The 14,574-nt window shown below is 63.9% G+C and carries 12 protein-coding genes; 6 read left to right on the top strand and 6 right to left on the bottom strand.

Annotated features, from left to right (window positions below):
- Positions 1–2: 2 nt before the first annotated feature.
- Positions 3–1,388 (bottom strand): serine hydrolase domain-containing protein, encoded by a 1,386-nt coding sequence (locus WA950_RS09105; protein ID WP_424551391.1) that lies wholly within the window; start codon positions 1,386–1,388, stop codon positions 3–5.
- 64 nt (positions 1,389–1,452) lie between these two features.
- On the bottom strand, positions 1,453–3,012 hold the full coding sequence (locus WA950_RS09100; protein WP_424551390.1) for a putative bifunctional diguanylate cyclase/phosphodiesterase: 1,560 nt from the start codon (positions 3,010–3,012) through the stop codon (positions 1,453–1,455).
- A 231-nt stretch (positions 3,013–3,243) separates the two neighbouring features.
- Between WA950_RS09100 and WA950_RS09095 the strand changes: the two genes are divergently transcribed.
- The 4 genes from WA950_RS09095 (at position 3,244) to WA950_RS09080 (ending at position 7,235) form a co-directional block, all read left to right on the top strand.
- A complete protein-coding gene (locus WA950_RS09095; RefSeq protein ID WP_424551389.1) occupies positions 3,244–3,909 on the top strand; it encodes an outer membrane protein in 666 nt (221 codons plus the stop codon).
- Between the two features lie 158 nt (positions 3,910–4,067).
- Complete coding sequence (locus WA950_RS09090) at positions 4,068–4,847, top strand: GH25 family lysozyme (RefSeq protein ID WP_424551388.1); 780 nt, start codon at positions 4,068–4,070, stop codon at positions 4,845–4,847.
- 117 nt (positions 4,848–4,964) lie between these two features.
- Positions 4,965–6,161: a lytic murein transglycosylase gene (locus tag WA950_RS09085; RefSeq protein ID WP_424551387.1), complete on the top strand. Its 1,197-nt coding sequence runs from the start codon at positions 4,965–4,967 to the stop codon at positions 6,159–6,161.
- A gap of 144 nt (positions 6,162–6,305) precedes the next feature.
- A complete protein-coding gene (locus WA950_RS09080) occupies positions 6,306–7,235 on the top strand; it encodes a DMT family transporter (protein WP_424551386.1) in 930 nt (309 codons plus the stop codon).
- 495 nt (positions 7,236–7,730) lie between these two features.
- On the opposite strand, the gene metF is transcribed toward WA950_RS09080, so the two are convergent.
- From metF to WA950_RS09060, 4 genes are all read right to left on the bottom strand, one after another.
- Positions 7,731–8,636, bottom strand: a complete 906-nt coding sequence (gene metF / locus WA950_RS09075) for a methylenetetrahydrofolate reductase [NAD(P)H] (RefSeq protein ID WP_424551385.1) — start codon at positions 8,634–8,636, stop codon at positions 7,731–7,733.
- 1 nt (position 8,637) lies between these two features.
- Entirely contained in the window at positions 8,638–9,645 is a 1,008-nt protein-coding gene (locus tag WA950_RS09070; protein ID WP_424551384.1) for an ArsR/SmtB family transcription factor, read from the bottom strand.
- A 148-nt stretch (positions 9,646–9,793) separates the two neighbouring features.
- Positions 9,794–11,443, bottom strand: coding sequence for an energy-dependent translational throttle protein EttA (gene ettA / locus WA950_RS09065; protein ID WP_424551383.1), 1,650 nt, complete (start codon positions 11,441–11,443; stop codon positions 9,794–9,796).
- Positions 11,444–11,652: 209 nt separating this feature from the next.
- Positions 11,653–12,387 (bottom strand): ribonuclease, encoded by a 735-nt coding sequence (locus tag WA950_RS09060; protein WP_424551382.1) that lies wholly within the window; start codon positions 12,385–12,387, stop codon positions 11,653–11,655.
- Positions 12,388–12,559: 172 nt separating this feature from the next.
- Between WA950_RS09060 and WA950_RS09055 the strand changes: the two genes are divergently transcribed.
- Together WA950_RS09055 and WA950_RS09050 are read left to right on the top strand one after the other, a co-directional pair.
- Positions 12,560–13,519, top strand: a complete 960-nt coding sequence (locus tag WA950_RS09055; RefSeq protein ID WP_424551381.1) for an alpha/beta fold hydrolase — start codon at positions 12,560–12,562, stop codon at positions 13,517–13,519.
- Entirely contained in the window at positions 13,516–14,460 is a 945-nt protein-coding gene (locus WA950_RS09050) for a DMT family transporter (protein ID WP_424551380.1), read from the top strand. Before WA950_RS09055 ends, WA950_RS09050 begins: the two co-directional genes overlap by 4 nt.
- The last annotated feature ends 114 nt before the right edge of the window (positions 14,461–14,574 follow it).

Genomic DNA, 14,574 nt, shown 5'->3' with positions numbered 1-14,574 from the left:
CTTCAGGGTTTCGATGCATCCAGCACATCCAGGATGCGCTTGACCAGCCGCTGGGGCCGATAGCCGAGTTTCGACGGCGTCAGCCCCAGCCGGATCACCGCGAGCCGGCGCGAGGGAATGATGGCGGCCGACTGGCCGTCATGCCCCAGAATCCAGAAGGTCTCATCCGGCAGGCCGTAATCCGTATCGTTTTCCCGCCCCGGCCCCTTGGTCCATGTCTGCATGCGGCTATACGCGCCGTCGGAGACCCCGGTGGGCGTCGCCATCGCCGCAACGAAGCCTTCCGGCAACAGGCGACTTCCCTTCCAGACCCCGTCATTCAAGAGAAGCAGCGAGAAGCGCGCCCAGTCGCGCGCCGTCGCATACATATAGGATGAGCCGACGAAGATGCCGGTCTCGTCCGGCTCCATCACCGCGCTTGCCATGCCGAGCGGGGCGAAGAGAGCCCTTGCGGGGAAGGACAGCGCCTGCGCCCGTCCGCTGAGCGTGCCCATCCAGATGCGCGACAGCAGCACCGCCGTGCCGCTGGAATAGTTGAACCTCTCGCCGGGATTGGCTTCGAGCGGCAAGGACAGGACGAAGCGCGTCATGTCCGGCTCGAGGTAGAGCATGCGCGTCACGTCGGCGACGTCGCCATAGCTCTCGTTAAAGGCAAGCCCGCTCTCCATTGCGAAAAGCTGAGCCAGCGTGATCTGCGCGCGGGCATCGCCGCGCCATTCCGGGAAGAGGTTGCTCATTTCCGGCGACAGCGCACCGGCCTGCATCAGCCGGCCGATCAAGGCTGCATTGACCGACTTGGTCATCGACCAGCCAAGCAGGGGCGTTGCGGGGGAAAAGCCCTGCCCATAGGCTTCGGCAACAATGCGGCCGTCGTGGACGACGACCGTCGCACGCATGCCCGGCCCGGCGAGTTCGGGCTCGGCCAGCAGTGCGGCAAGCCGGCCGTCCGGGCTCACCGCCTCGCCGTCCGGCCAGGCAACAGCCGGATCGCCCGTGGGAATGACGGGCAGCGGAACGTCGGACACCGCCTGCCGCGCCGCGCGGAAATCGCCGTCCGGCACGCTGGAGCAACCGAACCCCTCATGCCAGACGGCATGGCCCGGTGCGAAGGCGCCCAGCAGATGGGTCGTCACCGTCTTTTCCGTGAAATCGACATCCTGCCGCATGAGTTTCAGCAGCGGATGGCCCGGCGCCTGCACGTCCTCGGCCAGCACCTTGTCCGGATCGCGTCCGGCGATGAAAACATTGGAGCAGACGATTTTTGCTGCATAGCCGGAGCCGACGCTGAGGAGCGCCGGCGGCGATACGATGAGCCAGCTCGCTCCCACCAGAACGACGAGGCCAAGCAGGGAAAACGCCCAAACCGCCAGCCCGTAGAATCGTCTCATCGCCGCCTCCCCTTCGATCCGAGACAATCAGGATTTGTGTGCGGTGAAAAGGCTTTTTGCGCCGTCACGCCGAAAGCCGGCTCTCCGGCCGAACGAGAAAGGCCATGATATCCGTCGCGGCGACCGGCCCCGAAATCAGGTCTCCTTGCGCTTCCGAGGCTCCGCGCTGGCGAATGAAGTCGAGCTGGCTTTCCGATTCGATGCCCTCCACCGTCGTCGTCACCTGCAGCGTCTGGCCGAGCTTCAGGATGATATCGACGACGTCGGCGTCACGCCTGCTGTCCATCATCGCCCGCGCAAGGGAACGGTCGATCTTGATCTGGTCGATCGGCAGGGAGCGCAGGTTGTTGATCGAGGAAAAGCCGGTGCCGAATTCGTCGAGTGCGACGCGCACGCCGTGAGCGCTCAACGCCCGCAGGTTATCGCGGATCACCGCCTCGTCCAGCGAAAAGACGGATTGCGCCACCTCGACCGTGAGGCGACCCGGCGCCAGTCCGCTTTCGGCAAGGCACGCCTTGACATAATCCACGAAGGTCCGGTCCCTGAACTGGTCGCCAATGACATTGACGGCAATGCCGGTCGGCGCCGGCCATTTCGCCGCCTCCCGGCAGGCCTCCCGCATGACCCGATTGTAGAGCGGCAGAAGAAGGCCGATCCTCTCCGCCACGGGAATGAAGGCATCCGGCATGATCAGCCCCTTTTCCCGGTGCCGCCAGCGCGGCAGCGCCTCGAAGGCACGCACGGAGCCGCTCTCGATGCCCACGATGGGCTGGTATTCGAGGAAGAATTCATCGGCCGCGAGCGCGCGCGCAAGGTCGTGCTCGATCGCAGTGCGCGCCTGCATGTCGGCGGCAAGCACCGCATCGAAGAAGCGGAAACCGCTACTGCGCGTTTTCTTGGCCTCATACAGGGCGACGTCGGCGCGCTTCAGAAGCTCGCACACCGACGTGTCGTCCGCTTCCATGAAGGTCACGCCGATGCTGCAGCCGCTTGCAACCCGACCGCGCTTCAGCTCGAACGGCTCTTCGAAGAGCGCGCAGAGTGTGCGGCAGACGTCTTCAACCTTGCCCTGTGAGGGCCGTCCGGCGACCATCACGACGAATTCGTCGCCGCCCAGACGGTAGACCCGCGCTTTTGTGGAGAGTGCACGCGTCAGCCGGCCGGCAATGGCCGTGAGCAACTGGTCTCCGGCATCGTGCCCGAAGCTGTCATTGACGGACTTGAAGCGGTCGAGATCGAGCAGCAGCAGGGCCGGACGGTTCGCGTCCTCCCGCGCGTCCACGATGGCCTGTATATCCCGCTCCAGACGGAAGCGGTTGGCAAGGCCGGTCATCCGGTCATGATGGGCGTCGTGCAGAAGCTGGCGCGCTGTCTGCCGCCGCTGGTCCAGCTCCTCGATGAGCTGCGCCTTCGAGCGGCCGATCCGGTAGAAGCCGGCGCCGAAGAAAACCGGCATCAGGGCGAAAGCGGTGGCTATCGGCGTGGAAAAGCTGAAGGGGCTCGCCTGTAAGGGATCGCGCAGCAATTGGTCGGCGGCAAGGCAGATGGCAGGAAGAAACGCTCCAAAGACCGATCCCGCCAACGCATAGCGCTGCTCGATCCTCGGCAACAAGATTTTCAACATCATGTAACCCTAAACCGTTGTTATCATGACAACAGGGTGGCTTGGCCAATATCGGCCTGCGGAAGTTGTAGCCGACAAAGGATGACAGAGTGTTAAGGGAGCGTTGGCGTTCGCCCCCCAAGAATTAGGGGGGATATTTTTTTGGAACTATCGGCGCCGATGTGCGTTGGGCCGGTTGTTGTCACTCGCGTGCGGGGCTTCGCGCGGGTATCGAGTGAAAAGGACAATCACATGAAATCGATAATTTTCGGTGCCGCTGGCATCCTGCTGACAGCGGGCGCAATTCCCGCTTTTGCGGCCGACATGACCATAGCAGAACCGCCGGTGGAAACCCCGATCACCGAAGTATCGGGCATCTACGATTGGGGAGGCTTCTATGTCGGCGTGAACACCGGCTATGCCTGGACGGGGGCCGAGTATTCGGATGGCGTCTCCGCCATTAACCGCGACCTCGGCGGCTTCGTCCTCGGCGGCTATGCCGGCTACAATATATCCAACGACGCATGGGTGTATGGCGTTGAAGCCGACGTCAAGCGCGACTTCAACGACGAGCGCTTCGCCTCAGGCGGAACGACGCTGGAAACGGAGACGACGTGGGGCGGTTCCGTTCGCGCGCGTCTCGGCTATGCCATCGACCGGACGCTGATCTACGGCACCGGCGGCTATGCCTTCACGCATGCCAAGCTTGAAGACGTGAACACCGGCGCAAGCGAAGGCGAAACCCTGCATGGCTGGACGCTCGGCGCCGGCGTGGAGCAGGCCTTCACCGACAGCATGATCGGGCGCGTCGAATATCGCTACAGCGACTACAGCAAGTCCGACATGTTCGGCGCCGCTGGCCTGGATGGCGATATCGATTCGCACTCCATCATGGTCGGCGTCAGCATGAAGTTCTGACGGATTAGGCCGGGGCGGTCCTTTCGCCCCGGCTTAACCTCGCGCTAACCATAATTTTACGAAGATACGCGATAGGTCACAGACCGGTCTCGCGCGCCCCCCTTTACGGCCCGCCCCATTCGAGGCAGGATTGGAAAACGCGCAACAACGGGACCTCCATGCGTCGGCTCATTCTGGCATTGCTGCCCCTCGCCTTTCTCGCCACGTCCTGTTCCACCACCGACTACGATCTGGTGTCCACTGCATCGGTTCCGCCGCGCTTCGCGGACAAGGACCCGCAGGATTTCGGCGCGCGCACCCCGCATCGCCATGAGGTGCACGGCATCGACGTCTCCAAATGGAATGGCGACATCGACTGGCACTCCGTCAAGAAGAGCGGCGTATCCTTTGCCTTCCTGAAGGCAACCGAGGGCACCGACCGGCTGGACAGCCGCTTTGCCGAATACTGGCGCGGCGCGCGCGCCGCCGGCGTCTCCCATGCGCCCTACCATTTCTATTATTTCTGCTCGACGGCGGACGCACAGGCCGACTGGTTCATCGCCAATGTGCCGAAGGCGGCCGTGCAGCTGCCGCCGGTGCTGGATGCCGAATGGAACGCCGCCTCGCCGACCTGCAAGCTGCGCCCGCCGGCGGACGAGGTTCGCGCCTCGCTGCAACGCTTCATGGATCGCCTGGAGGCGCATTACGGCAAGCGGCCGATCATCTACACGACGGTGGATTTCCATCGCGAAAACCTCGTCGGCCATTTCGAGAAATACCATTTCTGGCTTCGTTCGGTCGCCAACCATCCGGAGAACATCTACGCCGCGCGCAAATGGGCGTTCTGGCAATATACCTCGACGGGGGTCGTACCGGGCATCTCCGGAGACACGGACATCAATGTCTTCGCCGGCTCCACGAAGAACTGGAACAAGTGGGTCTCCTCGGTTTCTCGCTGATCTCAGCAACAATTGCGTGAGAAGGAGTGACCGCACGCCGCTGCTGCCTTTTTCTTCTTGCTTCCGTCACATTCATCTGAGACAGCCGGGCAAGCAACAGACCCAAGGAGCACCCGGATGCGGCCGAACCTGAAGACGACACTTGCGGCAAGCCTCACGGCATTTCTTCTCGCTGGCGGCGCGCACGCCCAGACGGCAGCCGCCTGCGGCGGTGATTTCAACGCCTTCCTGCAAGGCGTGAAGGCCGAAGCGCTGACCCGCGGCGTTTCCGCCGAGGTCGCCGACCGGGCGCTTGCCGGTGCCGCCATCGACCCGAAGGTATTGTCGCGCGACCGCGCCCAGGGCGTCTTCCGCCAGACCTTCCTCGAATTCTCCAAGCGCACGGTCAGCCAGTCGCGCCTCGATATCGGCCGCAAGAAGCTGAAGGACCTTGGCTCCGTCTTCGCCCGCGCCGAGCAGGAATTCGGCGTGCCCGGCCCGATCATTGCCGCCTTCTGGGCGATGGAGACCGATTTCGGCGCCGTGCAGGGTGATTTCAACACCCGCAACGCCCTCGTGACGCTTTCGCACGACTGCCGCCGTCCGGAACTCTTCCGGCCGCAGCTTCTCGCCGCCATCGAAATGGTCGGCCATGGCGATCTCGACCCGAACGGCACGACGGGCGCCTGGGCCGGCGAAGTCGGCCAGGTACAGATGCTGCCGAAGGACATCATCGAATTCGGCGTGGACGGCGACGGCGACAACCATATCGACGTCAAGAAAAGCTCGCCCGACGCCATCCTGACCGCCGCGAAATTCATCCAGCATCTCGGCTTCACCAAGGGCCAGCCGTGGATCCAGGAAGTTTCCGTACCGGACGTGCTGCCCTTCGAGAAGACCGGCCTGCAATCGGGCATGAAGGCCGGCGACTGGTTCGCCCTCGGCGTCAAGCCGCGCGATGGCGACACATCCTTCGGCAATCTCGAAGCCTCGCTGGTGCTGCCGCAGGGCCGCAAGGGCCCGGCCTTCATCACCTACCCGAACTTCAACATCTACCTCGAATGGAACCAGTCCTTCATCTACACGACGTCCGCCGCCTATTTCGCGACGCGCCTTGCCGGCACGCCACCCTATGAGCGCGGCGCCCCGGAGGAAGGCCTTTCGGAAGACGCAATGAAGCAGCTCCAGACCAAGCTGCAGGGTCAGGGCCATGACGTCGGCAAAATCGACGGCATTCTGGGCTCCGGCACGCGCGCGGCGATCCAGAAGGAACAGCTGCGCCTCGGCATGCCCGCCGACGGCTGGGCAACGCAGGCCCTGCTCTCCGCCCTCTGACGGAAATCGGGTGGCTGACCGCCGTCCGGTGCTATAGTTTCCCCTGAGACCTGAGTGGCGCATGTCCGGTCGAACCGACATGCGCCGCTTGCTTTTGTCTTGCCGCATCCACGCCGCCGGCTGGATGCTCCTGGGAGGGAACGCATGGATCAGCCGGCCATTGCAACGCGCATGAGCGCCCAGATCTGGGGCCTGCTGGCGCTCCTCGGCATGATCTGGGGCGGCTCGTTCTTCTTTGCCCGCGTCGCCGTCGCCTATGTGCCGCCGGCGACCCTCGTGCTGCTGCGCGTCGGCATCGCAGCCCTTGCGCTCCACATCTATATCGCCGGGCGCATGGACATCTACGCGACACTGCGCGCCCGCTGGCGCGAATTCCTGCTGCTCGGCCTCATCAACAACGCCGTGCCGCACATGCTGATCTTCCTCGGCCAGACACAGATCGGTGCGGGCCTTGCCTCCATCCTCAACGCGACGACGCCGATCTTCACCGTGCTCATCGCCAACCGGATGACCTCGGATGAGAAGCTCTCGCCGGCGAAGATCGCCGGCTGCCTCATCGGCCTCGTCGGCACGGCGGTGCTGATCGGCCCGCGTGCACTGGCGCCGTTCACGGGCGATGGCGGCCCGCCGCTCTGGGCGGTCATCCTGCCGGTGCTTGCCGCCGTCTCCTACGGTTTCGCCGCCACCTACGGCAAGCGCTTCCGCGGCACCGCCCCGCCGGTCATCGCCGCCGGCCAGCTCACCGCCTCGACGCTATTGATGCTGCCGGCCTCCCTGCTTCTTGATTCGCCCTGGCAGCTTCCCCTGCCCCCGCTGTCGGCCATCCTCGCCGTGCTGGCGCTGGCGCTCGTCTCCACCGCCTACGGCTACATCCTGTTTTTCCGGATCATGGCGGCGGCGGGTGCGACCAATACCTCGCTGGTCACCCTGCTCGTGCCACCCAGCGCGATTCTCGCCGGCATGCTGTTTCTCGGCGAAACGCTGACGCCGCTCGGCGTCCTCGGCATGGTGCTGGTGCTGCTGGGCCTTGTGGTGCTCGACGGGCGCGTTTTGGCCCGATTCCGCACCGCCTGAACATCTTCGGGAACAACGCGCGTTTCAGGCCGTTTCATGGCAATACGCGGGTTTGCGAACCCGATTTGCGCCACAAAGGTAAATGCACAATGTCGGCATTCGTCATTTGGTAGGGATTGTGATTTTTCTGTGGCGCGCATAAAAAATCAGTAAATTCAGCAGATTAGCGCTGTGAATAAACTATCGGGAGAGCTAGGATGTTGCAACGCAGCAACAAAACACCTTTCCAACCCGCATTTTTCGGTCGTATTATTGGACCGTAGACGCAAGGAGGCAAGCCCATGGGACTCACACATTCCTTGAATGTTCTGATGATCAGTGCAGCGTTCCTCTTCATCGCAACGATGATTTTCATCTGAGGCGATCCAAGCGAGGCAGAGAGGTCAGGGACAAGAGCAACAAACCCTGCCGAAACCCATTAGAAAAAATGCATGGCCCGGAGACGGCGCCATGCATTTTTTATTGGGCGCTGCGAATTTCCGACCCGGGCGAGCGTCAGGCAGCCGCGCCTGCGGCCCGGCTTTGGTCGATCTTCGCAAAACCGACACCATCGCAAACCGCCGAAACCATCGCCGCCCGGTTCATCGTGTAGAAATGGAACTCGCTGATGCCGCGGTCGATGAGGTCGTTCACCTGGCGTATCGCCAATTCCACTGCGACGGCCGCCCGCTCGTTCGGCCGGTCGTCGAAGGGGCCGAGACGATCGGCAAGCCAGCCGGGCACCGACGCGCCGCAGAGGCCGGCGAATTTCTGGACCTGCGAGAGATTGTGCACCGGCAGGATGCCCGGCACGACCGGAATGGAGATGCCCGCCTTGCGCACCCGCTCGAGATAGCGTTCGAAATCGTCGTTCTCGAAGAAGAACTGCGTCAGCGCGCGCGTCGCCCCGCCATCCACCTTGCGCTTCAGCATATCGATATCCGCCGCGACATCCGGGCTTTGCGGATGCTTTTCCGGATAGGCGGAAACGGAAACCTCGAAATCGGCGAGCGTGCGCAGGCCGGCGGTCAGTTCCGCAGCATTGGCATAGCCGCCGGGATGGGGTTGATAGGCCGCGCCGACGCCGCCCGGCGGATCACCGCGCAGCGCCACGAAATGCTTGACGCCGACGGCCTGGAACTCGGCGACAACAGCATGCACCTCCTCCTTCGTCGCACCGACGCAGGTGAGGTGCGAGGCGGCGGGCAGGCCCATCTTCAGCAGATGACGCACGGTCGCCAGCGTCGGCTCCTTGGTGGAGCCGCCAGCGCCATAGGTGACCGACATGAAACCCGGCGCATAGGCCGAAAGCGCGGCGGCCGTCTCCCAGAGCTGGCCTTCGGCCTCCGCCGATTTGGGCGGGAAGAATTCGAAAGACAGACGGACGTCCTTGTGGGCTCTCGTGGCGGTCGCCGGTTTCATGTCAACTCCTCCTGCGGATCGCGATAGGGTCGGCTGCCTGTTCGCGCTGGTCGCGGGCAAGCCAGATGGTGACGGTGAGCGCATCGGCAGCCGAATGCGCGGGTGTGAGGTCGACGACCTCCTCGACGGCGAGCCCCGCCTTTTCCAGCCACTCGGAGAGCGTCTGGTGCGAGAAGCCGAGGCGGATATGGGCGTGCTCGTCGCGCAGGTGCTCCAGCGTGTGCGGCGCAAGATCGATGATGGCTAGACGGCCGCCGGGCGCCAGCATGCGCGCCGCCTCGGCGATCGCCGCATCGGGCTCGTCAAGGAAATGCAACACCTGGTGGATCGTCACGACGTCGAACTCGTCGCGCTCCAGCGGCAGATTGAAGATATCGCCGTGGCGGATCGAGGCCTTGGTGATGCCGGCGCGATCGAGATTGGCCCTGGCGACCGCCAGCATGTCACGGCTGGCATCGACACCGACGCCGCGCCGGTAAAGCCCCTCGAAGAGCTGGAGGATGCGCCCGGTACCCGTGCCGAGATCGAGGAAGGCATCGACCGGCTCGGTGCCGATCATCCGGGCAAGCCGTGCTTCCACCTCCGCCTCGCTGACATGGAGACGACGCATCGCGTCCCATTCCGCAGCGTTGCGACTGAAATAGGCCTGCGCCTTGTCCGAGCGGATCTTCTTGAGCGCACGCAGACGCTCGTCGTCACGGGCAAAGACCGCATCGGCCGGCTCGGCGGCATCGAGAAGCTGGCGGGCGAGCGAGACGGCGGGGCCGCCCTGGCTCAGCCGGAAGAACGCCCAGGCGCCTTCCTGGTAGCGGTCGACCAGGGCCGCTTCCGCCAGCAGCTTCAGATGGCGCGAAATGCGCGGCTGGGACTGGCCGAGGATATCGGTGAGATCCGTCACGGTCAGGTCGCCATGCGACAGCAGCGCGAGCAGGCGAAGGCGCGTCGGTTCGCCCGCCGCCTTCAGGATCTCCACGATGTCGTCCAGTCCGAGTTTCTGCATGTCGCCCATGGTCTTTCCAATCAAGACATAAAGATATGTTTATGTGATTAACTTGCGTCGCGCAAGAGCCAATCCGTGTCGCCGATCTTCCCATCAACAGGCCCAAAGAAAAACCCCGGCGAACCGGGGTTTTTCAAAAGGGCGATGACGCTTTCGGTCAGCGGGTCAGGCGCTTGTAGGCCTGACTGCCGGGGTTGAGGGCGTCGGGACCAAGCCGGCGCACCTTGTCCTCCTCGTAGTCCTCGAAGTTGCCTTCGAACCACTCGACATGGCCGTCGCCTTCAAAGGCCAGGATATGCGTGGCGAGACGGTCGAGGAACATGCGATCGTGGCTGATGATGATTGCGCAGCCGGCGAAGTTCTCGAGCGCGCTTTCAAGTGCACCCAGCGTTTCCGTATCGAGGTCGTTCGTCGGTTCGTCGAGCAGCAGCACGTTGCCGCCGGCCTTCAGCATCTTGGCGAGGTGCACGCGGTTGCGCTGGCCGCCGGACAGGTTGCCGACCTTCTGCTGCTGGTCGCCGCCCTTGAAGTTGAAGGCGCCGCAATAGGCTCTGGAGTTCATGTCGAACTTGCCGAGCTTGATGACTTCGGCACCGCCGGAGATTTCCTCCCAGACGGTTTTGTTGCCATCAAGCGCATCGCGGCTCTGGTCGACATAACCGAGCTGGACGGTGTCGCCGATGCGCACCGTGCCGGCATCGGGCTGCTCCTGGCCCGTGATCATCTTGAACAGCGTCGACTTGCCGGCGCCGTTCGGACCGATGATGCCGACGATGCCGCCCGGCGGCAGCTTGATCGACAGGTCGTTGATCAGCGTGCGACCCTCAAAGCCCTTCTTGATGCCTTCCAGTTCGATGACCACGTTGCCGAGGCGCTCGGAGACCGGGATGATGATCTGGGCGTCGCCGGGCCGGATGTTTTCGGCCGCATCGACCAGCTGTTCGTACGCCTTGATACGGGCCTTGGACTTGGCCTGACGCGCCTTCGGGCTGGAAGCGATCCACTCCTGTTCGCGCGACAGCGCCTTCTGGCGCCCGGCTTCCTCGCGGCTTTCCTGCTTCATGCGCTTTGCCTTGGCCTGCAGGTAGGCAGAGTAGTTCCCTTCGTAGGGAATGCCGCGGCCGCGGTCGAGCTCGAGAATCCAGCCCGTCACATTGTCGAGGAAGTAGCGGTCGTGGGTGATCATCATGACGGCGCCCGGATAATCGCGCAGGTGCTTTTCCAGCCAGGCGATGGTTTCGGCGTCGAGGTGGTTGGTCGGTTCGTCGAGCAGCAGCAGGTCCGGCTGCGACAGAAGCAGGCGGCAGAGCGCGATACGGCGGCGCTCACCACCCGACAGCACCGTGACGTCGGCGTCCTTCGGAGGGCAGCGCAGGGCTTCCATCGCCATCTCGACCTGCTGTTCGAGGTCCCAGAGGTTCTGGCTGTCGATGATATCCTGGAGCTTCGCGCCCTCGTCCGCCGTCTCGTCGGAATAGTTCATCATCAGTTCGTTGTAGCGGTCGAGCACGGCCTGCTTGTCGGCCACACCTTCCATGACGTTCTCGAAGGCCGTCTTGTTCGGATCGAGATGCGGCTCCTGCTCCAGGTAACCGACGGTCGCGCCATCGGCGAGCCAGGCTTCACCGGTATATTCCTTGTCCTGACCGGCGATGATGCGCAGCACCGTCGACTTGCCGGCGCCGTTCGGGCCGAGGATACCGATCTTGGCATCGGGATAGAAAGACAGGTTGACGTTTTCGAGGATTTTCTTGGCGCCGTAGGACTTGTTGAGCCCCGACATGTGGTAGATGAACTGACGTGCCATTAAGCGTGTACTCCGCATTCGCAGGAAATTTGCCCGCTATGTAGGCGAATTCTCTGCCCGCGGCAATCAATGAAAGCCGCGGCACACAGGCGGCCGCCGTCCGACACGTCTCCGCAGCCCCCCTTTGAGCCGCAAGTGCCTTCCATGAAGGCCGTTCCGCGGGCAAGTCCCATCCGCACAGGAGCGTATGATCCCCATCCTCCAGCGAACTATCCGGCAGGCCCGGCACCGGTAATCCCCTCCGCGCAGCGCGATTTCGTAGGGGAGGATCCCTCGATCAGGGCCGGCAGCAGCCCCTCGCCGGCTGCAAGACCGATGGTGAGGCCGACGACGATGGTCCTGTCGCCCGCCTTGCGGCAGGAAAGACGGACCCGCTCGCCCGCTCCCGGACCGAAGGCCGCATCGAATGCCGCGCGGACGTCCGCGAGCGTCACGGTGCCGCCGGCCTTGCCGGAAAAGAGCGCCCGCACCGGCGAGGCGTTGAGCTGGTCGAGCAGGTCGAGAGAGCGGCCGTAATAGGCTTCCGCCGAGGCGGCGACGCAGCTACCGCTTCTCAGCCATTGCTGCCGGTCGAGGCCAAGGCGTGCGGCGGGCATGGCCGCCAGCAGGCGCTCCTTTGTGGCCGAGGCGAGCGTGATATCCGGAAGATCCGTCCATTTGCCCTTGCGTGCCCGCTGCTTCAGCCCTGCCTCGATGCCGCAATAGCTCTTGCGCAGCTGGAAGCGGCTATGCAGCGAGAATTGTCTGGCGGCCGTTGACGTGGTGGAGAAATCCGCACAACCGCGGCTCTTCGGCCGCGCCGCGCAATAACCGGGCTGCCAGCTGACGGAGAGGACTTCCTGCGTCCCGCCGCCCGTCGGTGCGGATTGCGCCAGGGCAAGCCCGGCCGCGATGAAAAAGGAGATGCCTGCGACAAGAAAGGAAAATGCAGCTTTCGTCTTCATGACTGGCTCCCGAATGAGAACAAAGCAAGATCATATACATCCAAAAACGAGAAATTTGCAACCGTAAATCGGCAAAATCCCGAAATACGGGAGGCAAGCAAAAAATACACGCCGCATCCCATTGTCTTTCCACGGCAAATCGCGTTGACGTTTGCCAAACGGAGGAACGGCGGTGTTTTCCAAGGCCGAGACGCTGAAGACCCCAAGCGGAGCGACGCTGGCGTTGCGCCATGAGCCGGCGTGTGCGGATGCGCGCGGCATCCTCCTCGTCAGCCACGGCCTTGCCGAGCACAGCGCGCGTTATGCGGCTTTCGCCGCGCGCATGGCGAAGGATGGCTTTCATGTCTATGCCCACGACCATCGCGGCCATGGCTTCACGACGGCGCCGGATGCACCGCGCGGCCAGTTTGCGCCGCGCAACGGCATCAGCCGCGTGATCACGGACATGCGCGCCGTCAGGGACCATGCGGTCGCCCGCCACACCGGCCTGCCGGTCGTGCTGTTCGGCCATTCGATGGGCGGGCTTCTGGCCCTCGCCTATGCCCAGGCGCATCCGACCGATATCGATGCCCTTGCCGTCTGGAATTCCAACCTCGAACCCGGCCTTGCCGGGCGCATCGCGCAGGTCGTGCTGGCGGCCGAGCGCATGTTGAAGGGCTCCGACGTGCCGAGCGCCGTCCTGCCGCGCCTCACCTTCGATGCCTGGGGCAAGTCCATCGCGGGCCGGCGCACGCCGTTCGACTGGCTGTCGCACGAGGCGGACGAAGTGGATGCCTACATTGCCGATCCGCTCTGCGGCTTCGACGTCAATGTCTCCCTGTGGATCGACATTTTTGCCACCACCTTTGCCGACGCATCCGCCGAAGGGCTTGCCCGGCTGCCCAGGCGGCTGCCGATCCACCTTGTCGGCGGCGACGAGGATCCGGCGACGGAGCGCGGCCGGGCGACGCTGGCCTTTGCCCGGCGGTTGGCGAAATCGCAGCTGGAGGACGTCACGACGATCGTCCACCGCGGCATGCGTCACGAGACGCTGAACGAAAGCCCGGCGTTGCGCGATCCCGCCATCGACGCCTTTGCCGGCTGGTGCCGGCGGGTTGTCGAGGAATGGCACCGGATCCCGGAACAGACATGAACACATCTGCCGTCCCCCCGCTTCGCCAGGAGGTCAGCCTCGGGCTCCTCCTCATGGTGCTCTCGGTGCTGATCTCGCCGATCATCGACATTTTCGCAAAACTCGCCGTCACCACCGTTCCGGCGACGGAGATCACCTTCGTGCGCCTCCTTTTCCAGATGACGGTGCTGGGGCCGATCTGCCTGATGCGCGGCACGCTCCTCGACGTGACCTGGAAGAAGATGGGCCTGCATGCGGCGCGCGGCCTGCTGATGGCCATCACCATGATCAGCTTCGTCACGCCGCTCGCCGTCATGGAAGTGGCCGACGCCATCGCCATCTTCTTCGTCGAGCCGATCATCCTGACGATCCTCGGCTCGATCTTCCTCAAGGAGACCATCGGCTGGCGGCGCTACACGGCCTGCGGCGTCGGCTTCCTCGGCTCGCTGCTCGTCATCCAGCCGAGCCTGCAGGAGGTCGGCTGGATCGCGCTCCTGCCCGTCGTCGCCGCCTTCTCCCTCGCGCTGTTCTTCCTGCTGACCCGGCTGGTCGCGCAGAAGGAGGATCCCTGGTCGATGCAGTTCTATGCCGGGCTCTGGGGCGCGGTCTTTTCAGGCCTGCTTCTTCTTGTCGGAGGGCGGGCGGGCATCACCGCGCTGACCGCGGTCATGCCGGACATGGCGAACACGCTCTATATTGCCGGCGCGGCCGTTGCCGCCACCATTGCCGGCGTGCTCGGCGTCTATGCCTATCGCTCGGCGCCCGCCTCCACGCTCGCACCGCTGCAATATCTGGAGATCGTCTCGGCGACGATCCTCGGCTGGTGGGTATTCGGGCACCTGCCGGACGCGGTAAAATGGCTCGGCATCGCCATCATCATCAGCTCCGGCCTCTACGTCATATGGCGTGAACGCCGGATCAACAAGACGGCAACGGTCCCGCCCGTCTCGGCCCCGATCTGATGAAAGCAAAAACGGCCCGGCATCATGTCAGTCGCAGCCGTCATGATGTCCCGGCCAGCTTCGGCTATCGTGCCCGCCAGCTTTTTGTTATCCAAGGGAAAACGGGCGTAAAAG

The organism is Shinella sp. (assembly GCF_049651085.1).
Classification (GTDB): domain Bacteria; phylum Pseudomonadota; class Alphaproteobacteria; order Rhizobiales; family Rhizobiaceae; genus Shinella.
The sequence above is the reverse complement of the archived record's forward strand: the minus strand, read 5'-3'. Positions and strand labels throughout refer to the sequence as shown.